This window comes from Caloranaerobacter azorensis DSM 13643 (genome assembly GCF_900129995.1).
Taxonomy (GTDB): domain Bacteria; phylum Bacillota; class Clostridia; order Tissierellales; family Thermohalobacteraceae; genus Caloranaerobacter; species Caloranaerobacter azorensis.
Window position 1 is genome coordinate 1 of record NZ_FQXO01000031.1, and the last position, 25968, is coordinate 25968.

At 28.9% G+C, this 25968-nt stretch carries 29 protein-coding genes and 1 pseudogene; 28 read left to right on the forward strand and 2 right to left on the reverse strand.

Going from position 1 to position 25968, the window contains the following annotated elements; translation table 11 throughout:
* Positions 1-215: 215 nt before the first annotated feature.
* From BUB51_RS13715 to BUB51_RS06485, 16 genes and pseudogenes are all read left to right on the forward strand, one after another.
* Positions 216-416, forward strand: a pseudogene (locus BUB51_RS13715) (cation transporter); the annotation flags it as partial.
* A gap of 3 nt (positions 417-419) precedes the next feature.
* Entirely contained in the window at positions 420-2582 is a 2163-nt protein-coding gene (locus BUB51_RS06420; RefSeq protein WP_479722836.1) for a heavy metal translocating P-type ATPase, read from the forward strand.
* A gap of 111 nt (positions 2583-2693) precedes the next feature.
* The gene (locus BUB51_RS06425; protein WP_035163509.1) at positions 2694-3431 is read left to right on the forward strand and encodes a ZIP family metal transporter; all 738 of its coding nucleotides are present in this window, start codon (positions 2694-2696) and stop codon (positions 3429-3431) included.
* A 23-nt stretch (positions 3432-3454) separates the two neighbouring features.
* The gene (gene lepB, locus BUB51_RS06430) at positions 3455-4030 is read left to right on the forward strand and encodes a signal peptidase I (protein ID WP_159430394.1); all 576 of its coding nucleotides are present in this window, start codon (positions 3455-3457) and stop codon (positions 4028-4030) included.
* Between the two features lie 12 nt (positions 4031-4042).
* Positions 4043-5164, forward strand: a complete 1122-nt coding sequence (queG, locus tag BUB51_RS06435; protein WP_083599533.1) for a tRNA epoxyqueuosine(34) reductase QueG — start codon at positions 4043-4045, stop codon at positions 5162-5164.
* Between the two features lie 130 nt (positions 5165-5294).
* A complete protein-coding gene (gene tdh / locus BUB51_RS06440; RefSeq protein WP_073196376.1) occupies positions 5295-6341 on the forward strand; it encodes an L-threonine 3-dehydrogenase in 1047 nt (348 codons plus the stop codon).
* A gap of 23 nt (positions 6342-6364) precedes the next feature.
* The gene (locus tag BUB51_RS06445) at positions 6365-7552 is read left to right on the forward strand and encodes a glycine C-acetyltransferase (protein WP_073196377.1); all 1188 of its coding nucleotides are present in this window, start codon (positions 6365-6367) and stop codon (positions 7550-7552) included.
* A gap of 88 nt (positions 7553-7640) precedes the next feature.
* On the forward strand, positions 7641-7922 hold the full coding sequence (locus BUB51_RS06450; RefSeq protein ID WP_073196378.1) for a DUF503 domain-containing protein: 282 nt from the start codon (positions 7641-7643) through the stop codon (positions 7920-7922).
* Between the two features lie 49 nt (positions 7923-7971).
* Positions 7972-8616, forward strand: coding sequence for an endonuclease III (gene nth / locus BUB51_RS06455; protein ID WP_035163534.1), 645 nt, complete (start codon positions 7972-7974; stop codon positions 8614-8616).
* Positions 8617-9238: 622 nt separating this feature from the next.
* The gene (locus BUB51_RS06460) at positions 9239-9769 is read left to right on the forward strand and encodes a GNAT family N-acetyltransferase (protein ID WP_035163517.1); all 531 of its coding nucleotides are present in this window, start codon (positions 9239-9241) and stop codon (positions 9767-9769) included.
* A 213-nt stretch (positions 9770-9982) separates the two neighbouring features.
* A complete protein-coding gene (locus BUB51_RS06465) occupies positions 9983-10792 on the forward strand; it encodes an amidohydrolase family protein (RefSeq protein ID WP_073196379.1) in 810 nt (269 codons plus the stop codon).
* A gap of 28 nt (positions 10793-10820) precedes the next feature.
* The gene (locus tag BUB51_RS06470; protein ID WP_073196380.1) at positions 10821-11036 is read left to right on the forward strand and encodes a DUF3784 domain-containing protein; all 216 of its coding nucleotides are present in this window, start codon (positions 10821-10823) and stop codon (positions 11034-11036) included.
* Between the two features lie 27 nt (positions 11037-11063).
* Complete coding sequence (locus BUB51_RS13075) at positions 11064-11234, forward strand: hypothetical protein (protein ID WP_159430395.1); 171 nt, start codon at positions 11064-11066, stop codon at positions 11232-11234.
* A 33-nt stretch (positions 11235-11267) separates the two neighbouring features.
* Positions 11268-11792, forward strand: coding sequence for a GNAT family N-acetyltransferase (locus BUB51_RS06475; RefSeq protein ID WP_073196381.1), 525 nt, complete (start codon positions 11268-11270; stop codon positions 11790-11792).
* Positions 11793-11853: 61 nt separating this feature from the next.
* The gene (locus BUB51_RS06480) at positions 11854-12165 is read left to right on the forward strand and encodes an SdpI family protein (protein ID WP_073196382.1); all 312 of its coding nucleotides are present in this window, start codon (positions 11854-11856) and stop codon (positions 12163-12165) included.
* 75 nt (positions 12166-12240) lie between these two features.
* Positions 12241-12825 carry a hypothetical protein gene (locus BUB51_RS06485; protein WP_073196384.1) on the forward strand — a complete coding sequence of 195 codons (585 nt, stop codon included), beginning with the start codon at positions 12241-12243 and terminating at the stop codon, positions 12823-12825.
* 344 nt (positions 12826-13169) lie between these two features.
* Here the strand turns inward: BUB51_RS06485 and BUB51_RS06490 are convergent, their stop codons facing one another.
* Both BUB51_RS06490 and BUB51_RS06495 read right to left on the reverse strand, forming a co-directional pair.
* On the reverse strand, positions 13170-13457 hold the full coding sequence (locus BUB51_RS06490) for a hypothetical protein (RefSeq protein WP_073196386.1): 288 nt from the start codon (positions 13455-13457) through the stop codon (positions 13170-13172).
* Positions 13445-13729 carry a hypothetical protein gene (locus BUB51_RS06495; RefSeq protein WP_073196401.1) on the reverse strand — a complete coding sequence of 95 codons (285 nt, stop codon included), beginning with the start codon at positions 13727-13729 and terminating at the stop codon, positions 13445-13447. Before BUB51_RS06495 ends, BUB51_RS06490 begins: the two co-directional genes overlap by 13 nt.
* Before the next feature lie 225 nt (positions 13730-13954).
* On the opposite strand from BUB51_RS06495, the gene BUB51_RS06500 reads away from it, so the two are divergent.
* From BUB51_RS06500 to trmL, 12 genes are all read left to right on the forward strand, one after another.
* On the forward strand, positions 13955-15949 hold the full coding sequence (locus BUB51_RS06500; RefSeq protein ID WP_083599535.1) for a cell division FtsA domain-containing protein: 1995 nt from the start codon (positions 13955-13957) through the stop codon (positions 15947-15949).
* 110 nt (positions 15950-16059) lie between these two features.
* A complete protein-coding gene (locus tag BUB51_RS06505) occupies positions 16060-17412 on the forward strand; it encodes a VanW family protein (protein ID WP_073196403.1) in 1353 nt (450 codons plus the stop codon).
* A gap of 40 nt (positions 17413-17452) precedes the next feature.
* The gene (locus BUB51_RS06510; RefSeq protein ID WP_073196404.1) at positions 17453-18118 is read left to right on the forward strand and encodes a DUF2225 domain-containing protein; all 666 of its coding nucleotides are present in this window, start codon (positions 17453-17455) and stop codon (positions 18116-18118) included.
* An 8-nt stretch (positions 18119-18126) separates the two neighbouring features.
* Positions 18127-18660 carry a methylated-DNA--[protein]-cysteine S-methyltransferase gene (locus tag BUB51_RS06515; RefSeq protein WP_073196407.1) on the forward strand — a complete coding sequence of 178 codons (534 nt, stop codon included), beginning with the start codon at positions 18127-18129 and terminating at the stop codon, positions 18658-18660.
* A gap of 66 nt (positions 18661-18726) precedes the next feature.
* On the forward strand, positions 18727-20010 hold the full coding sequence (locus tag BUB51_RS06520) for a lipase family alpha/beta hydrolase (protein ID WP_073196409.1): 1284 nt from the start codon (positions 18727-18729) through the stop codon (positions 20008-20010).
* A 110-nt stretch (positions 20011-20120) separates the two neighbouring features.
* Positions 20121-20651, forward strand: a complete 531-nt coding sequence (locus BUB51_RS06525) for a cob(I)yrinic acid a,c-diamide adenosyltransferase (protein WP_073196411.1) — start codon at positions 20121-20123, stop codon at positions 20649-20651.
* Positions 20652-20668: 17 nt separating this feature from the next.
* Positions 20669-21634, forward strand: coding sequence for an ABC transporter substrate-binding protein (locus BUB51_RS06530; RefSeq protein WP_083599536.1), 966 nt, complete (start codon positions 20669-20671; stop codon positions 21632-21634).
* A gap of 12 nt (positions 21635-21646) precedes the next feature.
* Positions 21647-22720, forward strand: coding sequence for a FecCD family ABC transporter permease (locus BUB51_RS06535; protein WP_242945560.1), 1074 nt, complete (start codon positions 21647-21649; stop codon positions 22718-22720).
* Complete coding sequence (locus tag BUB51_RS06540) at positions 22721-23512, forward strand: ABC transporter ATP-binding protein (RefSeq protein ID WP_073196413.1); 792 nt, start codon at positions 22721-22723, stop codon at positions 23510-23512.
* Positions 23513-23590: 78 nt separating this feature from the next.
* Positions 23591-24412, forward strand: coding sequence for a Cof-type HAD-IIB family hydrolase (locus tag BUB51_RS06545; protein WP_073196415.1), 822 nt, complete (start codon positions 23591-23593; stop codon positions 24410-24412).
* Between the two features lie 121 nt (positions 24413-24533).
* Complete coding sequence (locus BUB51_RS06550; RefSeq protein ID WP_073196417.1) at positions 24534-25013, forward strand: chemotaxis protein CheX; 480 nt, start codon at positions 24534-24536, stop codon at positions 25011-25013.
* Between the two features lie 14 nt (positions 25014-25027).
* Complete coding sequence (gene trmL, locus BUB51_RS06555; protein ID WP_035164096.1) at positions 25028-25498, forward strand: tRNA (uridine(34)/cytosine(34)/5-carboxymethylaminomethyluridine(34)-2'-O)-methyltransferase TrmL; 471 nt, start codon at positions 25028-25030, stop codon at positions 25496-25498.
* Positions 25499-25968 lie beyond the last annotated feature (470 nt).

Genomic DNA, 25968 nt, shown 5'->3' on the forward strand with positions numbered 1-25968 from the left:
CTTAACCTAATGAACCGCCGTATACCGAACGGTACGTACGGTGGTGTGAGAGGTCGGTAGATGAATTAATCATCTACCTCCTACTCGATTTTTATTTTATACGATTTTATAAAATTAAAATATAGTTGTATTTTTGAAAAAATGGGTATATAATAATACATAGATGAACATATGAATAATCATTCATACGACATTATATATGAAAGGGTGTTTGAATGAGCAGAAGAATTCGGAAAGAACTAATATTAGAGGGTTTAGATTGTGCCAATTGTGCAGCAAAAATAGAGGCAAAAATAAATGAATTATCCGATGTCAAGACTGCAAATTTAAATTTTATAACTAAAACATTAACAATCGAGATATCAGATGAAGATAAAATGGATTCAGTTATTTTAAAAACAAAGGATATTATAAAAAAGATGGAACCTCATGTAATAGTTAAAGAAAAAATTATAGAAAAAGTATCAAAAAAGGTATTAATGTTAATGGGGCTTATGTGTGCTAGTTGTTCATCTAAAATCGAAGAAAGGGTAAAAAAGATAAATGGAGTAAAGAATGCATATATAGATTTCACGGCAGGAAAATTGATTATTGAGGCCAATAAAAGAGACTTTAATAGAATAACGAAAGAAGCAATAGAGATAATAAAGAAAATAGAACCAGAAGTAGATGTATTAGATGAGAGTAAAAATGATAAAGGGCATAAAGAACATAGTCATTCTCATGGAAAAGGGGATAATAAAAAAGAGCTTATAAGATTATTAATAGGAGCATCTTTTTTTAGTATAGCTATAATTTTTAAATTTTCATTTTGGATTGAGTTTATTTTATTTTTTATAAGTTATATATTAATAGGAGGAGAGATATTATTAAGAGCAGGTAAAAATATATTAAGAGGCCAAGTGTTTGATGAAAACTTTTTAATGGCTGTAGCGACAATAGGAGCTTTTTTAATAGGAGAGTTTCCAGAAGGAGTAGCAGTTATGTTATTTTATCAAATAGGGGAATTTATGCAGGATTTAGCAGTTAATCGTTCTAGAAAATCTATTGCAAAACTTATGGATATCAGACCAGATTATGCAAATCTTAAAGTTGGAGAAGATATAGAAAAAGTATCACCAGATGAAGTTAATATTGGAGATATAATTGTAGTAAAGCCTGGTGAAAAAGTTCCACTAGATGGAGTAGTCGTAGAAGGTAAATCTATGGTAGATACATCTGCATTAACAGGTGAATCTGTGCCAAGAGAGGTTAAAGTTGGAGATGAAATATTAGGTGGATTCATTAATAAAAACGGTTTATTATCTGTCAAGGTAACAAAAGAATTCGGAGAATCTACTGTATCCAAAATACTTGATTTAGTCCAAAATGCAAGCAGTAAAAAAGCTCCAACTGAAAATTTTATAACAAAATTTGCGAGATATTATACTCCTATAATAGTGTTTGCGGCTTTAGCTTTAGCCATTATTCCTCCACTTGTAATTGAAGGTGCTAAATTTTCAGAATGGATTTATAGAGCACTTGTATTTTTAGTAATATCATGTCCTTGTGCTTTAGTCGTATCTATACCATTAGGATTTTTTGGAGGTATAGGAGGAGCGTCTAAAAGAGGAATTCTTGTAAAAGGTGGGAACTATTTAGAAGCTTTAAATAATGTAGATACTGTAGTATTCGATAAAACGGGTACTTTAACTAAAGGTGTATTTAAAGTTACAGAAATAAAAGTAAAGAATGGGATTTCTAGAGAGCAGCTATTAGAAATTGCTGCATATGCAGAAAGTTATTCTAATCATCCTATTGCAGTTTCGATTCTAAATGAATATGGAAAAGAAATAAATAAGGATTATATAGAAAGTTATGATGAGATATCTGGATATGGAATTAAAGCAGTTGTAAAAGGTAAAGTAGTGCTTGCTGGAAATGATAAGCTTATGAAAAAAGAAAATATTGAATATGAAGATGTTGATGCAGCTGGAACTATTGTTCATGTAGTAATAGATAGAAAGTATGCAGGTTATATCATTATTTCAGATGAAATGAAAAAGGATTCTGAAAAAGCGGTAAGAGAATTAAAAGCTATTGGGGTAAACAAAACTGTAATGCTTACTGGAGATAATAAAAAAGTAGCTGATAGTGTAGGTGAAAAATTAGGTTTAGATAGAGTTTATGCAGAGCTTTTACCGCAACATAAAGTAGAAAAAGTAGAAATGCTGGAAAGAGAAATGCAAACTAAAGGCAAGTTAATATTTGTTGGAGACGGTATAAATGATGCACCAGTTCTTGCAAGAGCTGATATAGGAGTAGCAATGGGAGGTTTAGGTTCAGATGCAGCTATTGAAGCGGCAGATATAGTGCTTATGACTGATGAACCGTCAAAGCTTGTTACTGCAATTAAAATTGCAAAGAGAACTAGAAAAATAGTATGGCAAAACATTATATTTTCATTAGGTATTAAAGGAATAGTATTACTTTTAGGTGCATTAGGATATGCTACAATGTGGGCTGCAGTATTTGCAGATGTAGGTGTTGCTTTAATAGCAGTATTAAATTCAATGAGGGTTTTAAATGTAAATAATATTTAAATTAGTACGCCTCGGGTTTTATACCCGAGGATATTTGTTTTTTTGATACAAATGAATAAACCTATTAATGTATATGGATAATATATATATGATTAACGGGAGGGATTATAGGTGCAAGGTATATTAGTTAGTATATTAGTAGGTTTATGCACTGGAGTAGGAGCATTACCTTTTTTATTTATAAAAAAAGTTCCACAAGCCCTAAAGGATGGGCTTTTGGGTTTTGCTGGCGGGATTATGGTATTTGCAAGTTCTTTTAACTTAATACAACCGGCTTTAAAAGATGGTAATTTGTTAAGTGTTATTGGAGGGATAATAACAGGTACGCTGTTATTAACCGTTATAGAATATTTTGTTCCGCATACACATACAAAAAATTATAAAGAAGATAGTAATAGTAGTGTACTTAAAAAGAATATACTTTTAGCGATAGCAGTTGCTATTCACAACATACCAGAAGGTTTTGCAATAGGAGTTGGATATGGAACTGGTAATATGAGTACTGGGTTGAGTTTAGCATTGGCGATAGGAGTACAGAATGTTCCAGAAGGCCTAGTGGTAGCTGCTCCATTAATAGAAGGTGGATATCCTAGAGGTAGAGCAATTTTCTTTTCTTTCTTAACGGGAATGGGAGAACCTATTGCTGCAATAATAGGTTTTTTTGCTGCGAGATTAACGGACAAATTATTACCTTTTATACTTTCAGTAGCAGCAGGAGCTATGTTTTATGTAGTATCTCATGAATTAATACCAGAAAGCCATTGTAATAATAACGAGATGTTAGCTACATATGGATTTATTATAGGGCTGATACTTATGATAATTTTTAAAACCGTTATTGGAGAATAAGAATATTAACAGGAAGTGATATTGTGATTAATAAAAGTAAAATTAAAGTTTTTATTGATTGTCTAAAAGTTATATTCATTACATTAGTAATAACTATTTTGATTGATAAATATGTTATAAGCATTACTTTGGTAAAAGGGTGTTCTATGCTGAATACAATTAATGATGATGATAGGTTGTTGATTAATAAGTTGTCATACATCTATAAAAAACCTTCACGTGGAGATATAATTGTTTTTAAACCACCATTAAAAAATCGAGAAGGAGAACTATTTATTAAGAGAGTTATTGCATTAGAAGGAGAAAAATTTAAGATTATAGGTAATCACGTATATATAAATGGAGAATTATTGATGGAAAGATATATTGATGATGAAAAATATATAAAAAGAGACTATAATATTTTACAGGGGATTGTACCTAAAGGATACGTTTTTGTTTTAGGGGACAACCGAAATAATAGTAATGACAGTAGAACTTTTGGATTTGTACCAATAGAGAATATTGTTGGAAAAGCAGTAACAAAGATATGGCCTATTAAAGGTGCTACCACATTAGCAGTAGAGTATCCTAAAGATGGCGATGGAATAACTGATTAAAGGATGAGTACAATGGATTTAAAAAAGTTTGTAAAAGAAAAAGCAATAGAAGTTGGATTAGATATAATAGGTTTTTGTAGTGCAGAGCCATTTTATGAAATAAAAGAATATTTAACATTTAGAAAACAAAAGGGATATATGGCAGAATTTGAACAAGAAGATATAAAATTAAGGATTGATCCTAAAGAAATTATGCCATCGGCTAATACGATAATTGCTGCTGGCCTTTCATACAATGTTGACTTTAAAAATAGTATTGATGTAAAGAGTATTTTTAAAGGTAGACTTTCTAAATCTTCATGGGGGATAGATTATCATAACGTATTGTATAGAAAATTAGAATTATTGGTTGATTATATTAAAGAGATCAAAGATGATGTAGAGTGTAAAATCTTTGTAGATACTGGTTCTCTAGTAGATAAAGAAATAGCTAAAAGAGCAGGAATAGGTTGGTATGGTAAGAACTGTTTAATAATAAATGATGAATACGGCTCTTTTATTTTTATTGGATATATTATAACGAATCTTAAAATTGAAGCTGATAGTGAATCTATTAGTAAGTGTGGGGATTGCAGACTTTGTTTAGATGCTTGTCCAACAAGAGCTCTAGAAGATGCCTATGTATTAAATCCTAAAAGGTGTATTTCATATCTTACACAAACAAAAGAGAAAATTCCATATGAATTAAGAGACAAAATGAATAACAAAATCTATGGGTGTGATACTTGTCAATTAGTTTGTCCGAAAAATAAGAATGTAAAGAAGGGTAGAACCAAAGAGTTTATTCCTAAAATAACGAATGGGTATTTAGATATTGTTGAAATATTTAATCTGTCAAATAAAGAATTTAAGAAGAAATATGGGCATATGACTGGAAGCTGGAGAGGTAAAAATATTTTGAAAAGAAATTGTATTATAGCATTAGGGAACTTAAGAGATAAAAGAGCCATAGAATTATTGAATAAATCATTAGAAGACTCGAGTCTAATGATTAGAGAATATTCAGCATGGGCATTAATGAAAATAGATAGAAAAATAGGAAATAGAATATTATTATCACATTTGGAAAAAGAGAAGTCAAAAGAGGTTAAACAAGAGATATACAACCTTATTGAATATTTCGATAGCCAATAAATTAAATATGTTAAAAATATGACAAAATATTAAAAATGTTTATCAATGAAGGAAAAATGGTTTCAAATGTGGTATATTAATATTAGTATTTATTTTGATTTACACACTATTTTTTAGGGAGGTCAATGATATGAGTGGTAAAATGAAGGTTGTATTAAAAGATAAACCGGGTGTTGGAGCAGTGCTTGCAGAAAGAGATATACCTAAAATAGGTCCTAACGATGTTTTAGTTAAAGTTTTAGCAACTTCTATATGTGGTACTGATTATCATATTTACAGTTGGGATGAATGGTCTCAAAAAAGGATTAAACCACCAAGAGTAATGGGACATGAATTTGCAGGTGAAGTTGTAGAGGTTGGTAGTAATGTGAAATCTGTAAAAGTTGGAGATATAGTTTCAGCCGAGACTCATATTGTGTGTGGAGTTTGTCCTCTTTGCACAACAGGTAATGCACATATTTGTGTAAATACTAAAATATTAGGTGTTGATACTGATGGTACATTTGCAGAATATGTAGCAATACCAGAAAGCAATGCTTGGGTAAATGATAAAGATGTTCCAGTAGAATTGCTATCAATACAAGAACCATTGGGTAATGCAGTACATACTGTATTAGCTGGTGAAATTATTGGAAAGAGTATTGCTGTTGTAGGTTGTGGTCCAATAGGATTAATGGCAGTGGCTGTTGCGAAAGCTGCTAGTGCTTCAAAGGTTATTGCTATCGAAGTAAATGAATATAGAATAGAATTAGCTAAAAAGATGGGAGCTGACGTTGTTATAAATCCGATTAAGGAAAACGTTGTCGATAGAGTGTTAGAGGAAACTTCTGGATATGGAGTAGATGTTGTTGCAGAAATGTCTGGTAATGTTATGGCAATACAGCAGGCATTTAAATATATCAAATTAGGTGGAAGGATGTCATTACTTGGAATTCCATCTAAAAATGTAGAATTAGATTTAGCAAATGATATTATATTCAAAGGTATAACAATACAAGGTATAGTAGGTAGAAGAATGTATAATACATGGCATCAAGTAAAAGGATTACTTGCTTCAGGCAATTTAAATCTTGAACCTATAATTACTCATAAATTGCCATTAGAAGAATTTGAAAAAGGTATGGAGTTAATGAAGAGCGGCAATTGTGGGAAAGTAGTATTATATCCTAATAAATAATTTTATCTGAGGAGGTAAAAACTATGGGTAATGTGCATGAATTGACATTTTTAAAAGAGAAAATTCAAGGATTAAAAGATCAAGGAGTTTATAGAAAGTTACCGATATTAGAAGGACCAAATGAAGCGGAAGTTATACTTAATGGTAAAAGAGTTATAAATCTTTCTTCTAATAACTATTTAGGTTTTGCAAATCATCCAAGACTTAAAAAAGCTGCTATTGAAGCAGTTGAAAAGTATGGTGTTGGAGCAGGAGCAGTAAGAACTATAATAGGTAATATGGATTTACATGAAGAATTAGAGGAATTACTTGCTAAGTTTAAAAGAGAAGAAGCAGCTATGGTATTTCAGTCAGGATTTAATTGTAATGCAGGTACGATTCAAGCTATAACTGAAAAAGGCGACTTGATAATATCTGATGAATTGAATCATGCAAGTATTATAGACGGTTGTAGATTGAGTAAGGCCGATAGAGCTGTATATAAACATTCAGATATGGATAGTTTAGAAAAAGTTTTAAAAGAAAATAGAGATAAATATAGAAATATTTTAATTATTACTGATGGAGTATTTAGTATGGATGGGGACATAGCTAAGCTTCCTGAAATAGTAGAGCTTGCTGAAAAATATGGTGCTATGACTTATGTTGATGATGCTCATGGTTCAGGAGTTTTGGGTGAAAGCGGTAGAGGAACTGTTGACCATTTTGGATTACATGGTAGAGTAGATTTTAGTATTGGTACATTATCAAAAGCTATTGGTGTTATTGGTGGTTATGTTGCAGGAAGCAAGACAATGCAAGAATGGTTAAACCATAGAGGAAGACCAATATTGTTCAGTACTTCTTTACCACCAGCAGCAGTAGGAGCTATAATTGAAGCTATTAAAATGCTTATGGAAACTACAGAATACACCGATAGATTATGGAAAAATGCAAGATATTTCAAAGAAAAACTTGGCCAATTAGGATTCAATACAGGAAATAGCGAGACTCCAATAACTCCTGTAATAATTGGAGACGAAGCTAAAACAATGGAGTTTAGTAGAAAGTTATTTGAAAATGGTGTTTTTGTATCAGGTATAGTATATCCAACTGTACCAAAAGGAACAGGTAGGGTAAGATGTATGGTAACTGCTGGACATACTGAAGAACAATTAGACAGAGCAGTTACAGCATTTGAAAAAGTTGGAAAAGAGATGAGAATACTTTAATAAAAGGTGCAAATTTTTGCACCTTTTATTAAAAAACAGTGTGAGTTTCCTAATTATTTAAAACTAAAGATAACCTTGAGGTGATTTTATGATTGTAGGTACTTGCAAAATGGATTTATTTATATACGAAGCTAGTTCATTAAAGGAAAAAAGACATGTAATAAAAAGTCTTATAGGTAAAATCCAGTCTAGATACAACGTTTCAATAGCTGAAATTGATTTAAATGACACTTGGAAAAAGTCTGCCATTGGCTTTGCGTGTGTTACGAATGACACTTCACATGCGAATAGTATAATTTCAAATGTAATAAATTTTATAGAAAATGATGGTAGGGTAGAAATTACAAATTACGATATTGAAATTTTATAATACATCTTGTAATGAATTCAAAACTAAAGAGAGTAAGGAAGATTCACATATGAAGAAAAGATTGACTAAAAAAGAAATAAAAGAAGTTTTAAAAATATTACAAGAGCTTTATCCAAATGCAAAATCTGAGTTAAACTACTCAAATGCATTTGAACTACTAATTGCTACTATATTAGCAGCACAGTGTACTGATAAGAGAGTTAATCAAGTTACAGATGAATTGTTTAAGAAATATAAGAGTCCAAAAGATTATATCAAACTGTCTGAAGAGGAATTAGGTGATATGATAAAAAGCTGCGGTTTTTATAGAAATAAAAGTAAAAATATACTGAAAACTTGTGAAATTTTGATAAAAGAGTATAATGGAGAGGTTCCAGATAGCAGAGAAGAGCTGATGAAATTGCCGGGAGTTGGTAGAAAGACGGCTAACGTTGTATTAAGTAATGCATTCGGAAAGGATGCTATAGCAGTAGATACCCATGTTTTTAGAGTATCTAATAGGATCGGGTTAGCCTCAAGCGATAATGTCTATGATACAGAAAGAGATTTAATGAGAAATATACCACCAAGGCTTTGGTCAGATGCGCATCATTGGCTTATATATCATGGAAGAAGAGTATGCAAAGCAAGAAAGCCAAAATGCGAGATTTGTCCATTAACACAATATTGCCTTTATTATAAAAAAATTAATTAAAATATTTTATATGTTTGAGGCATAGAGAATAACTGAATTTTGTAAGTTTTTTCTATGTCTCTTATTTCATTTTTGTTGTTTTTTAAATTAATCAAAAATTAAATTAAATTTTTGGAGGAATTTGTTAATAAATGGAGAAATTCATTAGATATTATTAAGTCAAAATCATTGTATTAAACAGATGGGTTACTAAAAAAAAGATTTGAAGAAAATGGATGTGTTGACAATAAATAATAGTATAAAAACGTACATAAGTAGATGGTAATGAACCTATATTCGTAAATCCTACTATATTATAGTAAAAATGAACTAAATCTCGCAAATACTAGAGTTAGTTGCAATTTCTAAGTAAGTTTTGACACAGTAGTATTATTATGAGAAATAAAGGTTAATTTATGTGAGGTGTAAATATGCCAGATTTAAAATTATCAGAAATTATGTCTATGCAAAAAGAATTACAAGAGAAATACAAGGGAAAATGGACCCCACTTTTAACATAGCATTCTCGTCGCCCTACAAAAAACATACGTGGCGAACGAGAGTGCTTACACCGTCATGTGAAATATTCAATTGTAGCTTAGCGGTATATTGATTATCATAATTACTTTAAGGAGATTTTAAAATGCAAGAAATAATAAATTTAAATGGTGAAAAGTATATATTTAAAAAGTTAAGTATTGATAATGAAATACAAGTATTTGATTTATTAAGTCAATGTGATGATTATTTTTATTTAGTTGAAGGTAGAAAGGCTGATGAAAGTAGTGTCAAAGAGTTATTTGAAGATTTACCTCCAGGGAAGCATATAGATGATAAAAATATTTTTGGAGTATTTTATAATGAAAAATTGATAGGTATAGTAGATTTAGTCCAAGATTTTCCAGAAAAAGGAGAGTGGATTATAGGATTGATGTTATTGCATCCAGATGAACGAAGAAAAGGTTTGGGGAAGGCTATACATGATATTATTGTTGATATTGCTAATGAACAAAAGGCTAAAAAATTAAGAATAGGTGTTGTAGAACAAAATGAAAAAGCACTTAAATATTGGAAGAATATAGGGTATAAAGAGATTAAAAGAACCCAACCACTTAAATATGGAAGTAAAGAATCTATAGTAATAGTGATGAACTACTTCTTAAACGCTATATGAGTATTAGAAATTAAATATATGCTATAGATGTTTAGATGCGTAACAATAATCTTTCATACTGCGTATAACAATATATTTCCGTTTACTACGCACATTTCTTAACTGGGTGTAAGCACCGCCGGGGAGAGGGAGCTCTGCGGGTCCAGTTCAGAGACATCGGAAATACGAAACGTTATGTGAAATCATCTCAAAAATATGAAAGGAGGTAAATCTATGGAAATAATCGATGCACATGTACATTCTCTGGCATGTGGTATCATGTGTGGAGGACAAGTAGATGTTAGATATAAGACAGTAAAAGAAGGATTGAAAAGTAGGGGTATAGACAAAGCTGTTTTTGTTCCTATTAATGATATATCTTGGCAACCTGTTGATGAAATGAATGATTATATGATAAGTATAATTAAAAATGACGAAGATATAGTAGGATTCATTGATATAGATATAAGTAAAATGCATTATGCAGGTGGTATTAAAAATATAGAAACAAAAATAGTTGAATTATATGAAAGAGGTTTAAAAGGAATAAAAATTCATTTACAGAACTTAGGAGTTAATGGAGACGACTGGAGGCTACTGCCTATATATAGATTAGCTGGGGAGTTAAATATACCTGTTATGATTCATTGTTATCCAGGTTCATCACCAGGATTAATAGAAAATTCTCATCCAAAATATATTGAAAAGATTGTTAGAGTTTTTCATAAGACAAGTTTTATAATTGCCCATTTTGGAGGAGTACCATATTTTAATTTAATGCCGTGGTTAAATTACGATAATGTTTACTTTGAGACTTCAGGAGTATTACCAATTTTTAAAAAGAATATTGGTATTGAAAAAGTAAAACTAATATTTGAAGAGATTGGATATGATAAGATTTTTTTCGGTTCAGACTTTCCGACAGAAGATATAGATATACAAATTGATATTATGAGAGAAGTAGTAAATAAAGAAAATCTTAAGTATGTTTTTAGTGAAAATATTAAAAAGTTTGGGCGACAATTTAATTGGTGGAAGAAATAACATCAGCTAACATAATAAAAAGCTTTGGTTGATAGCAGGATATAATGAAAAAAGAGTTGCAGACAAAGAAGGACTTGCTAGATTTACAGGTTTTTATTTATTTTTAATGAGTTTTATTGTTATGGTTATATCAATTATAGGAATGATTTTTGATATTAATACAACAATACCGTATACAATAGCTGTTGTTATTATAAGCATAAGAATGGCTTTTGGGCACAGAAAATATGAGAGAAAATATTAATTATTTAATAGAAAGGTTGAATAGTACATGGGTGAAATTTTAATAATATTACTTTTAATTGGTTATATGCTTTATAGAGTTGTATATGAAATGCCAAAATTGATTAAAAAGAATGAAGAAAAAATTGGGAAAATAGAGTTAAGGCTTAAAGAAATTGATATGAAATTATCTGAAATAATAAAAAAGTTGGATAGTTAATCAAATAGAGGAGAGGATTGAAGGAGGAATAGCATGGCTAAATTTAAATATTGTAGTATTTGTAATATTCAATTAGATCCATATGATACATATCAAGTTAATGGAATGCTGATTTGTGGTGAGTGTTATAAGATTAAGAAGAAGTATCCTGAGGTTTCGGAAGAAGAATTGAGAGAGAAAATATTAAATGTAAGAGAAAAAATGAAAAAAAGATTCGATGAGTTTATTGTAGTTACTGTTCCTAAAATAGAAGGATTTATGAAAGTTGAGATTGCAAGAGATGTAGAGAAAAATGTAAATATTGGTTATTGCATTAGTACGATAAATGATAGAAACATAGGGGAAATTGAATCATTATATATTGAACCAGACTATAGAAAACTTGGAATTGGTAATGAGTTTATGAGAAATGCACTAGATTGGATGGACTTAAATAATGTGAAATCAATATGTATAGGAGTAAGTGTTGGAAATGAAGAGGTTTTATCATTTTATAAAAAATATGGATTTTTCCCTAAAACTATTATACTTGAACAAGTAAATAATAAATATAAATAGTTTTTAATATAGTGAGGTGGTTAAAACGACTCTGTTTTTTAATATTATTACAGGGGTTTCAATGGTTATCGTAGGTATAATACTTAAAATTTTTCCACCTAAAAAAATCAATTTTATATCTGGATATAGAACATATTTATCTATGAAGAATAAAGAAACTTGGGAAGAAGGAAATAGATATAGTGCAAAAATGCTAATAGTTTTGGGAGTTATTTCTATTATAATCAGTTTTGTTATTTATAAAACTGTAAATCCTAAAATTAGTGCAATAATTTCAACTATTGTCAGTCTCGTTTTAATTATATTAGCAATTCCGCTTACAGAGCTTCATTTAAAAAAATTATTCGATAAAGATGGAAATAGGAAAGTATGAATTTTGTATCATAATTATAATAAGCCATACTTTAATTTACTTGAAAAGTCAGGAGTAGGGGGGATAAGCAATTATATGAGAATAAAAGAGTTTATTAATAAGAGTCTGCCTATTTTTTTATGTATATCTATTTTGTTTAATATTAATTTGTTGAATAAATTGTATGATAAGCAAAAAAAGATTGATAGGTTTTTGAAATTAAGTAATTCTGGTACTGCAGGAACAGTTAATATTATTTTATCTGAATTAGAAGATAAATTGGTTAATGTAGACGAAGAAAAACTCAAAGACAGAAGATACGTAATACAAACTTTAAATGATATTCAAAGAAAATTGAGTTTATGTAATCGGTCGTTGGAATTTGCTAGAGAGTTAAATAGCAATTTTGATTTTGATATTTATAAGTTAAAAGAATATATATATAAATTAAGACGATCATTTGTTTTAAGTGAAGAGGGGTTTTCCGATTATGATAGACAAATGTTAAAGAAAATAGCGAGTATTAGATTATATACAACACTTATGGACTTTTATGAAGAAGATTCATTTTATCAAAAAAAGCCTAGATATTTTATCAGAGATTCATATAAAAAATTAGAAAAAATATGTGATGAAGCTATTAAAAAATTAGATGAGCAAATATATGAAAAGTCCCATTAAGGGACTTGAGCTTGTTGACAAAGTAAAATATTTTATGAAAATGACGCTCATGCGGACGAATTTAGAAAAAACTTAAGGCTCAAATTTTTAGAAAATCCTAATGCACCTAATCAAGACCTCCTGTCTTGTAGGATGCTGGTTTGACCTCCTGTCAAACCTACGGATTTTCTCAAAAATTTTCACCTAGTTTTTTAACTAAATTCTTTCAAGCATTCGCTTTCATTTTCATAAATATTGAAAAATATAAGTTTGTCAACAGTCTGAAGTCCCATTAAGGGACTTTTTCTCTTGTATGTAAAATCGAATGAAGCTGTTTAAAATTAAGGACACAATATAATAATAAATTAATCATTGAAAACATCATCTAATGCACGTTGATACCCTGAATTAAAAGGAAGATAATATCTATAAAACTGTAATAATAATTTTTTTCTTTCTTCGTATCCAGATTTGTTGTAAACATATAAGATATGCTCTAGTAAATCTTTTTGGGCTTTAAAGTAATAATACGACCCATTTCCTTTTGGAATGTTATAAGAGTACGTAGTATTATAACTTTTATCTCCAAGATTATTTAATATCATATAACTATTTTTCTGATTACTTTTAAGCATTTTTTCTATTTCTGACATAATAAAAACTTGATTTTTGTAAAATTCATCATAATAAAGATTGAGAATTTTTTTTTAATAGAAGGACTTAAATTGTAAAATGTGTTGTCTGGACTTTTCTCATATAACTTAATAATTTTCTCACATACTATTGAATTTTTGCTTACTTCTTTTATAATTTCATTCATTTTTTTAGTTTCAATGTTTTCAATTCTTTTATTGTAAGCAAATATTATAAAAGGACTAGTTATTAATAAGACAAAAATAATTAGTTTTACGAGAAATTTATTCATAAAACCACCTCTTTACATTATATAGTTTTATTATATTACAATATGAGATGATATTTTATCTGATAAATGAAAAATTTTGTATAGGCTTTTATCTAAAGGTAGAGAGTCTTTATTTTTGCGATTTTTTAAATTAATAATATGGACCTTTTTTGACATTTCAAGAGGAATTATAGGGATTTATGGAGAATAGGTTTAATTGGCTAAATTCTAAAAGGGGTGTTTCAAGTGGGTTATAAATTTTCTAATATAGATAAAGAAAGAGTAATTTTCTCTTTAGATATAGGAACAAGAACGGTTATTGGATTAGTAGGAGTTTGTGATGAAAAAGGGATATTTAAAATTATAGCTAGTGAAATCAGAGAACATGAAGAAAGAAGTATGTATGATGGGCAAATTCATGATATAAATGGAGTTGCTAAAATAGTTAAAGAAGTGAAACAGAGCTTGGAAAGTAAGATTGGCAAAGAATTAGATAAAGTTGCAATAGCTGCAGCAGGTAGAGCCCTAAAAACTTGTAGAGTAAGAGTCGATAGAGATATAGATATAGGGACAGAAATAGACAAGACAATAATTGAAAGTTTAGAAATGGAAGCTATGCAGAAGGCACAAGAATTAATAGAAACTAATAAAGTTATAGGAGAATCTAAATATTATTGTGTTGGATATACAGTAGTAAATTATTATTTAGATGATAATTTTATAGAAAATTTGGAGGGACACAGAGGAAGTAAGATAGGTGTCGATTTGTTAGCAACATTTTTACCCCATGTAGTTGTAGATAGTCTATATACAGTAATGAACAGGGTAAATTTAGAGGTAATAAACATTACTTTAGAACCAATCGCAGCTATTAATGTAGCTATTAAGAAAAATCTGAGATTATTAAATCTTGCACTTGTTGATATTGGAGCTGGGACTTCAGATATAGCAATTACAAAAGATGGAACAATAGTAGCATATGCAATGACTTCTATTGCTGGAGATGAAATTACAGAACAAATTGCAAAAACTTATTTACTAGATTATGATGCTGCTGAAAAATTAAAAATAAATTTAAATAAGGAAACTAAACATAAATTTACAGATATAGTTGGAATAGAACATGAACTTACAAGCGAGGAGATATTAGATAGTATAATAGAAACTATTGAAAATTTAGCAAAAGAAATTGCAAAACGGATATTAGAATATAATGACAAGTCTCCTAGTGCTGTTTTTTTAATAGGAGGGGGTAGCAACATACCTAGATTACCTGAATTGATTGCTAATTTTTTAGGTTTGCCAAAAGAAAGAGTTGTTATTAGAGATACAAGTTCTATTGAAAATGTAGAGGGAATACCAGAAGAATTAAATGGTCCTCATGCAATTACTCCAATAGGAATAGCCATTACTGCGATACAAAGTAAATATAAAGATTTTCTAGAGATAATCGTAAATGGTAAAAAGGTGAAATTACTAAATTCTAAAAGAGTAAAAGTATCAGATGTGCTTGTACTTATTGGATATAATCCGAGAAATCTTATTCCTAAAAGAGGAGATAATTTTAAATGCTTTATAAATGGTAAAGAAAAGATAATTAAAGGAGAAATTGGAGAACCTGCAAAGATATTTGTCAATAGAAAACCTGCTAATTTAGAATATAAATTAGATAATGGAGATGAGATTATACTAAAAGCAGCTACAAAGGGTAAAAAAGCCGTGCCAAGACTTTATGATTTAGTGAATGTAAATAAATGTGTATTTTTGAATGGCGAAAAAATGAATCTAATTAAAAAAGTTATTGTAAATGGAAAGAGCATTGATGATAACGTTATAATCAATGAAAATGATGAAATCGTATATGATGAGATAAAAACTTTATTTGAGTTGTTAGTAGAACATAATATAAATACTGAAGAAAATGAAATATTTATTAATGGCAATAAAGTATCAGGTGATTGTGAACTTAAAAATAATGATGAGATTTCTGTTGAAATAAAAAAAGAAAAAGATGCTGAAAAAAATAGTGGTCATAATACAATTACATTAAAAATTAATGGTGAAGTTAAAGTCATTTCTTACGAAAAAGATAGTTTTATATTTGTCGATATATTTGACTATATCGATTTCGATTTGTCGAAACCCATGGGTATGTTAAAGCTTGAAGTGAATGGTAAAAAAGCTGAGTTGATGCAAGAATTAAAAAATGGTGATATTATAAATATATATTGGGCGAAATGATACAAAAAAAGGCCTCTTTAGGCGGTTAATTTTCATATAATTACTAATTAATTAATAGTATTTAATAAGGTGAATTAAGATAATGTCATTACTGTCTAAGGAGGCATTGTATGTCTATTTTAAATAGATATTTTGTTAAAATATTTGTAAGTATATTAATTGTTTTAATACTATTATCTGCTATATTTATATTTGTTTTATTGAATATAACTACCATACATAAAGGTGTTAAAATTAATGATATAGACGTTGGAGGGCTAAATAGAAATGAAGCTATATTATATTTAGAAAAAGAATTGGGTTACAAACTTAATAATAAGTTTATTAAATTAATTTATGAAAATTATAAGTATATAATTGAATATAAAGAATTGGGAATTACTTATGATTATTACAAAGCTGTTGATGAGGCTTTTTTGATTGGTAGACAAGGAAATATGATAAAGAGAATTAAAGATATATTACATACTAGAATTAATGGATGTAATATAGAAATGGGATTATTGTATGATGATGTTAACTTGAGAAGTATTATAGATAGAGTTTCTAAAGATATAGATGTTGAAAGTAAAGATGCTTATATAGTTTATAGTAAGAGTGGGTTTAAATTATTTTCTGAAGTGTATGGCAAAAGGGTTAATAAAGAAGAGTTAGAAAGTAGAATAATAAAAGCAATTTTAGCGGGAGGTTCTGTGGAAATACCAGTAGAAATAGAAGAACCTAAAATCACAGAGGATATGTTAAAACACATAAAAGATAGATTGGGAAGTTTTACTACTAATTTTGCAGGCAGTAGTTTGGGAAGAAAATATAATATTAAATTAGCATCTAGCAGCATTAATGGGAAGGTTATTTTACCCGGTGAGATTTTTTCATTTAATGAAACTACTGGCCCAAGAGATGCCAATGCAGGATATAAAGAGGCCAAAATAATATTAGATGGAGATTTAACATCAGGTGTTGGAGGAGGAGTCTGTCAGGTTTCTACAACTTTGTATAACGCAGTTTTATTGTCAGACCTTAAAATAGAGGAAAGGCATCCTCATTCTATACCAGCTACATACGTTAAAAAAGGATTAGATGCAACTGTTGCATATGATTATCTAGATTTTAAATTTAGTAATAATACAGATTATCCAGTATATATACATTCAGAAATTAAAGATAATAGATTAACAATAACGATTTTTGGGAAAAAGGTTAAAAAGAATAGAGTGATTAAGATAAAATCTAAAATTATTCAGGTATTAAAACCAGAAGTAGAAATAAAAGTCGATAAAAATTTAAAACCGGGCACCAAAAATATATTACAAAAAGGAAGGTATGGGTATAAAGTTAAAACGTATAAGGAGATTTATGAAAATGGCAAAAAAATAAAAACAGAGGTTATATCTAGCGATTATTACAGACCTAGAAAGGAAATTATTAAGATAGGGCCTGGACAAACAGATGAATCGCACTAAACGACATAGTATAATATAAGCAGTATACGGAGGGATTACAATGGAAGAATTATACACAAAAAAAGTAAAATGTCCTGTTTGTAAAAATGATTTTACAACAAGCAAAGTCAAAAGTTCTAAATTAAGAATTGAAAAAAGAGATACTGACTTTTTTACATATTATAGAGGAGAAAATCCTTTAAAATATAGTGTATTTGTTTGCCCAGAATGCGGATATGCCGCATTAGAGGATAAGTTTGATAAGATAAAATCTAAAGATATTGAAGTGATTAAGCAGAATGTATCGGATAAATGGAGAAAAAGAGAATTTTCTTTAAAAAGAAGTGTAGATGATGCGATAGTATGTTATAAGTTGGCTTTATATTGTGGTCAGTTATTAAATTTCAAAAATTATGATTTAGGTAATATAACTTTAAGATTAGCTTGGATGAACAGATTAAATGAGAATTCAAAAGAAGAAGAAAGATTTTTAAAACTGAGTGCAGAACTTTTTGAAAATGCATATTATAACGAAGATATTCCTTCGACTCCTTTTGATGAATTGTCATTAGCTTATCTAATTGGAGAACTACATAGGAGATTAGGAGATAGAGAAGAGGCATTGAAATGGTTTAGTAAAGTCATATCTAATAGAGCTGTTAAGAATAATCCGAGGTTAGATAAGCTAGTAAGAGACCAATGGTATTTAGTCAAAGGGGAGAGGTAGAGATTTAGATGAAAGCATATTATTATAGTTTTGTTTCAGATTTGCTTGGCGAGATATATTTAGCTTTTACTAGCAGAGGATTAGTAAGATTAAGTTTATATACCGAAGATAAAAAAGATTTTTTTAATTGGTTAAAAATATATTTTGATGAAATTAGTGAGTATAGAGGTAAAGAGTTAGAATTTAGTTTGCAAATAAAGTCATATCTCAAGGGTAAATTAAAAAAGTTTGATATACCTGTAGAATTTTATGGCACAGAATTTCAAAAAAGAGTCTGGAAACAGCTATTTGAAATTCCGTATGGGAGTGTTAAGTCTTATAAAGATATAGCTTTGGCAATAGGGAAACCAAAGGGGTTTAGAGCTGTTGGTGGAGCAAACAACAAAAATCCTATTCCTATTGTTGTTCCATGTCATAGAGTCATAAATAATAATGGAGAAATAGGTGGATATAGGGGAGGGATTGATTGCAAAGTTAAATTACTAAAACTTGAAGGAGTTAAAATAGAAGCTATGAAAGAAAAATATATAGTTTACCAGTAGTTTTATTTTTGCTCATTTTTAAATCCTACCGCATAATATATTAGAAAAGACATAGAAGGTGGTAGGATGTTTTTTAAATATCCAATAGTTTTTATACCAGGGCTTTTTGGTTCTATTGGTAGCGATATAATTCCCGGTACGGGGGAATTTAGATTCGGACCAGCCGAGTATGTATATAGGCCAATAATAGAAGACCTCAATAAACTAGGGTATAGGCTTGACGAAAATCTTTTTATAGCGTTTTATGATTGGAGAAAAGAAAATATTTATTCAGCGCAAAAATATTTAATCCCTGTAATTAAGAAAGCAAAACAGAATACAAAAAAAGAAAAAGTTAATATTATTTGTCATAGCATGGGCGGGATAGTTGCAAGAGCATATATTCAAAGTGATTTTTATGAAAATGATGTAGATAAACTAATTATGATTTCGACACCTAATAGTGGAGCAGTAAATGCATACTATTTTTGGGCAGGAGGAGAACTGCCTTATAAAGAATATAGCGACAGTCTATTTTTTAAAATTCTTTGGGAAGGTTTTATTTGGATTTTAAAGATTATTCATGGGGAAAAAGACAATTTAAGTTTATTGCATAATTATTTTCCTTCAGTCAAGGATTTATTACCTAGTAACGAATATGGAGATTATTTATTTATAGAAAAAAATAATAAATTTATACGATTTATACCCGTTTCTCAAATTAACAGTAAAAATGAATTTTTGAATATTTTAAATAAAAAAATATATGAAATGTATCAAAAAGGTATAAAAGTTTATCTTATAGCGGGAACGGGGAAGCAGACTAGAAAATACTTATGTGTTGAAAAAACATCTAAATCTAAAAGATGGTTTGATGGTAAACCTAAATATGAAGTATATACAATGAATGGAGATGGAACGGTAACAGAAGATAGTGTCTATACTGTATATGGAGATAGGTATAAAATAAAAGGCGATCATGTTGAGATTTTAAAAGAATGTAGAAATATTTTATCTAGTATTCTAAATGTTAAAGTGACTAGAAGGTTTATTAGAATAAAACACAGAAAGATGGTAAATATTTATAGTATTATTGCTAGTAATATAGATGGAATTTCTATTAGTAATAATAGAGGTTGTAATGTCATGTTTAACAATAGCTATATTAAGGCCGGACAATTATATGTTGAAAAATTAGGTCAGAATTTCTATTGGATTATAGTTAATAATGATAAGTTAAAAAATTTAACAATAAATATAAAAACTAAAGACAAACAAGCTAAAGTAATGATATTAAAAGGTAGTGAGAATAGTATAGTTAAAAAAGTTGATGGGGTTGTAAATAAAGAGAATTTTATATTAAAAATATAGAGAAAATAATTTGAAGAAATAAATACAATTTGATATTATCATATTGTGGATTTAAAAACCCTATTGTCCATTTGATAGGGTTGATATTTTTATTTTAGGGGGTAGTGAAAATGGATAAAGGCTTGATTCAAGTTTATACAGGTGATGGTAAGGGGAAAACTACAGCGGCATTAGGATTAGGATTAAGAGCTGTTGGATATGGTTACAAAGTAAAAATGGTACAGTTTTTAAAAGGACGTGATTCCGGAGAATTATTTAGCACTAAAAAATTTAATGGGAATTTTGAAATATATAGATTTGATAAATCAAAAAAGTTTTTCTGGAATATGAATGAAATTGAAAAAGAAGAATTAAAGAAAAAAATTAGTTATGCTTTTGATTTTATTGAAGAAACAATTAAGAAAAATGATTGCGATATTCTTATTTTAGATGAAGTTATGGGGGTTATAAGTAATAAATTAGTTTCAATAGATAGAGTTCTACATATTTTAGACATGAAACCTGAAAATATGGAAATCATATTAACAGGAAGGAATGTTCCTGAAGCTATACTTGATAGAGCAGATTTAGTTAGTGAAATGAAGATGATTAAGCATCCTTTTGAAAAGGGCATACCAGCGAGGAAAGGAATTGAGTATTAGATAAACGGAGGGATAAAATGATTAAAAGTAAATTTACTAAAGTATTAGTATTATTATTATCTTTAGTATTAATTATGGCAGCTTTTACGGGTTGTATTAAAAAGAAAGAAGAAAATATTGATAAGAAGAGTGAAATAAATGAATCTAATAAAGTCGGCGCAATTTATCCATTAGAAGTAGAAGATGATTTCGGAAATAAAGTTACAATAGAAAAAGAGCCATTGAGAATAGTATCTCTAGCACCTAGTCATACTGAAATCTTATTTGCAATAGGTTTAGGTAACAGAGTAGTAGGTGTAACAAATTATTGTAATTATCCGGAAGAGGCAAAAAGTAAAGAAAAAGTTGGAGATTTTTTTAATGTAAATGTTGAAAAAATAATAGAATTAGCTCCAGATTTAGTAATACAATATGGGCAGGGAAAAGAAGAAGTTAATAAGAGACTAAAAGAAGCTGGTATTAAAGTATTAAGTTATGAACCAGAATCTATAGATGATGTGATTAATTTGATTGATGAATTAGGCAAAATAACCAATAGACAAAGAGCTGCTAAAATGACTATAGTTGATATGATGGCAAAAAGGGACTTTGTGTTGTCAGTAGTTTCAGGAAAAGAAAAAGTGAAAGTATTTTATGAGCTGCAGGCTAAACCGTTAATGACAGCAGGACCAGGTTCTTTCATTGATGAGCTTATTAATTTAGCAGGTGGAGAAAATATTGCCAAAGATGCAAAAGGAAAATATCCACAGTTCGATTTAGAACAGCTTATTGAAAGAAATCCAGACGTATATTTGACATCAAAATATGGAGAGAATAAAACGGTAGATAGTATAAAATCGAGAGATGGATATGAGAATATAAATGCTATTAAGAATGATAGAGTTTATATATTGGACCCTGATATAATATCAAGACCAGGGCCTAGAATAGTAGATGGATTAGAATTGATAGCAAGAAAAATACATCCAGAAGCATTTAAATAGGATAGAGTAGTGATGTATATGGAGTTTATATCTAAAATTAAATGCAACAGAAGTATAATGCTTTTAATATTATTTATTGTATTGATAATAAGTATATGTGTATTTGCTACAATAGGTACTGCTAATATAAGTGTATCGGAAACAGTTAAAATAGTAATTTCAAGATTGCCTTATATTGGCAGTTATGTAGACATAGATAAAATACCACAATCTCATTTTATAATTATTTTAAAAGTTAGATTACCTAGAGTATTATTAGGCGTATTAGTAGGAGCAGCCCTTTCAAGTGTTGGGGCTGCTTTTCAAGGAATGTTTAAAAATCCTATGGCTGATCCATATGTTATTGGGATATCATCAGGAGCAGCTTTAGGTGCTTCTATAATAATTATTTCAGGATTAAATATTAGTTTATTAAAACTTTCAAGTGTTTCAATTGGTGCTTTTTTAGGAGCTATGATTTCTACTTTTATAGTTTATTTTATTTCAAAAATAAAGAACAAGGTTCCAATAAATACGCTTTTATTATCCGGGATAGCCGTTGGACAGCTTTTTACAGCTATTATGTCTTTTCTGATGGTTATACATACAAAAGATGTGAATAAGATAATATTTTGGACTTTGGGCAGTTTTTCTTCAAAAGGATGGGATGAATTAATTCCAATTACAGTACCTGTTCTGTTTTCAATAGCAGTATTAAATTTTTTTTCAAGAGATTTGAATGTTATGCTTACGGGGGAAGAATCTGCACGAAGTATGGGAATAGAGGTAGAAAGAGTAAAATTAACTATTTTAGTTATATGCGCTTTTATGACAGCAATGGTGGTTTCGGTAAGTGGTATTATTGGCTTTGTTGGATTAATAATACCGCATATAATAAGACTTGTTATAGGGCCAGATCATAGGATTTTATTGCCTTCTTCTGCATTAGTCGGAGGAATATTTATGATATTTGCAGACACTATAGCGAGAACTATAATATCACCAACAGAAGTGCCTGTGGGTATTATTACAGCTATGTTTGGGGCTCCTTTTTTTCTATATCTTTTATTAAAGAAGAAAAAGGCTTATTATTCAGGAGTGAAATAGATGGAGATGGCTATTGAAGTTGAATCCCTTTATTTTAGCTATGGAGATAGTTTGATTTTAAGGGATATTAATTTTAAAATAAAAAAAGGAGAATTTGTCAGCATAATAGGGCCTAATGGTTCAGGGAAGTCGACGCTATTAAAGAATATGATTTCTATATATAAACCGAATAGAGGTTCTATTAAAATAGATGGAAAAGAAATAAGAGAATATAAGGCAAAGGAATTAGCAAAAAAAATAGCTATAGTTCCGCAAGATACGAATATTGCTTATGATTTTTCAGTATTTGATGTAGTTGTTATGGGGAGAAATCCATACTTAGGGCGATTTCAAAGCGAAAGTTATAAAGATTTTCAGATAGTAGAAGATTCACTAAAACTTACAGATACTCTGTATTTAAAAGATAAGAGTATTAACCAGATTAGTGGTGGAGAGAGGCAAAGAGTAATTATTGCTAGAGCTTTAGCTCAAGAACCTGAAATTATGCTTTTAGATGAACCTACTTCGCATTTAGATATTAACCATCAGATAGAGATTCTCTCTCTGCTAAAAAAATTAAATACAGAAAAAAGTATGACTATAATAATTGTTATACATGATATAAATTTAGCGGCTAGATATAGCAGTAAAATGATTTTACTCAATAAAGGTGAAATAATTAGTATTGGGAAACCTAGAGAAGTAATTACATACGAAAATATAGAAATGGCATATAATTTAAATGTTGTTATTACTGAAAACTTATATACTAATAGTCCATATTTAATACCTTTAACATCGAAAAAATTATGAAGTAATTTAATATAATGATTATGATTATCTTGATTAGTGAATAAGATTAAAAAAACTAAAATAGAGAAGGGGATATGCATGAATTACAAATTGATAGCAGTAGATATGGATGGAACTTTATTAAATAGCAATAATGAAATTTCAGAGAAAAATAAGAATGCATTAAAAATTGCTACAGAAAAAGGGATACAAGTAGTTATCTCAACCGGTAGAATATTCACATCGGCAAGATTTTATGCGAAGTTATTGGGGATTGTAACTCCAATAATAGCTTGTAATGGAGCGTATATTTGTGAATATCATAGAAATAATGTGTTTTATGAGAATCCTATAAATCCTGTTGACTGTAAAGAAATAATTAAAGTATTAGAAGACAATAATATGTATTTTCATTTTTATGATAATGATACATTCTATACTAAAGAATTAAACTATAATTCTTTGAAATATTACAATTGGAATAAAGAGCAAAAATCAGGGGATAAGATTAATATACAATTAATTGATGATGCTAAAAAATTATTTGAAGAGAAAGAACCTAAAATTTATAAATTTGTTATAATGGATGATGATTCAGATAAATTAAATTATGTAAAAGGTATACTTAGTAAGAATAAGAATATCGGAATTGTAAGTTCATGGAAAGGCAGTTTTGATATAATGAATAAAGGTGTATCTAAAGGTAAAGCATTAGAAAAATTATGTAACATATTGAATATTAAAAGTAGTGAAGTGATAGCTATTGGGGATAATTATAACGATTTATCAATGATAGAATTTGCAGGCTGTGGTATAGCTATGGGCAACGCAGAAGAAGAAGTAAAAAAGAAGGCTGATATAATTACGGATACAAATGATAATGACGGTGTATATAAAGCTTTAAAAGAATTAATATTCTAGCAGTTGATAGCCGATAGTCAAATAAGTTTGACTATCGGCTAATTTTATAATTCAAAAAATAGAATAAAAATTATATATAGTAATCAATAATAGTATTAAATTAGGTTGAAGGAGTGGACATATGGATGATATTATAATAAGTGCATTGATAAAATCAGGACAAGAAATATTTTCCCAAGCTATAAGACTATTTGTAGAAATTGAAGAACCTTATATAAAAAAAGAGGTTGAGTTAAAAGATGATATAGGGATAATTACTGGTTTATCTGGTAATTTAAAAGGACAGATTATAATAAAACTTTCTGAGTCAATATCTAAAAATATTGTATCAAGCATTTTAAATGATATTCCTATTGCTGAATTAGATGCTTCTTGTGTAAAAATATTATGTGATATGAATAATATGTTAATTTGTAATGCTATTTCAGATATTTATAATACAGGAATTGCAATCGATTTGTCCATATCAGCGTTGATATATGGGCAAGATATAAAGTATATAGTAAGTGATGAAGTCATATACTGTATTCCATTTAAAGCAGGAAATGACATAATAGAGGTTAATATTATATTAAAAGATAATGATGATAAAAATTTATAAGGGGGGTTTTCTTTATGGCTTTAAATATTGTTTTGGTTGAACCTGAAATTCCACAAAATACAGGGAATATTGCTAGAACCTGTGCAGCTACAGGTACATCATTGCATTTAGTTAGACCATTAGGTTTTTCGCTAGATAATAAATATTTAAAAAGAGCAGGATTAGATTATTGGCATATTTTAGATATACATTATTATGATAGTTTTGATGAATTATTAGAAAAATACGGAAAAGAGAAGTTTTTTTATGCAACTACAAAAGCGAAAAAAAGTTATACAGACATGAAGTTTTTTGATGGATGTTTTCTTGTGTTTGGAAAAGAAACGGCTGGATTACCGGAGGAGTTGCTTAAACAGAATATAGATAGATGTATGCGAATACCAATGTTGGATAATGAGCATGCAAGATCCTTGAATTTATCCAATTCTGTGGCAATTATAGCTTATGAAGCTTTAAGACAATTAAACTTTCCTAATCTTAGATAAAAAATAGGGTATTAGGTAAAAAAAGCTGAACATTTTTATAGATTTATATATATGCATTCGTCAGACTGAATAATCTGGTTAAAAAAGTTTAAGATTATTTAATCTGACTTGTTTATTATTTTATACCATTCATTTTAGCAGTGAAGGAAGGAGTATGAAGGATATTTAGATATTATTAGAAGATGTAATTCCAGATGAAAATAAGGAAGAAATATTAAAGTTATTAGAATCTATGTAGATATTGAGATAATTATTTAAAGATTGGCAAATAAATATTAAAATATAAAAAAATCAATAAGAATAGCTTTAATAATTTTTTACAATGTTGCAATCTTATGAATATTACGAATAGAAGTCAAATTTCAGAAATTTAGCACTTGAAAATTTTTTAGGGCGATAGTCCGTTGATTTATAAGAATTTCAGAATAAGCACTAAAAATTTGAGATTTTCCGATTTTTGCTGGAAACTA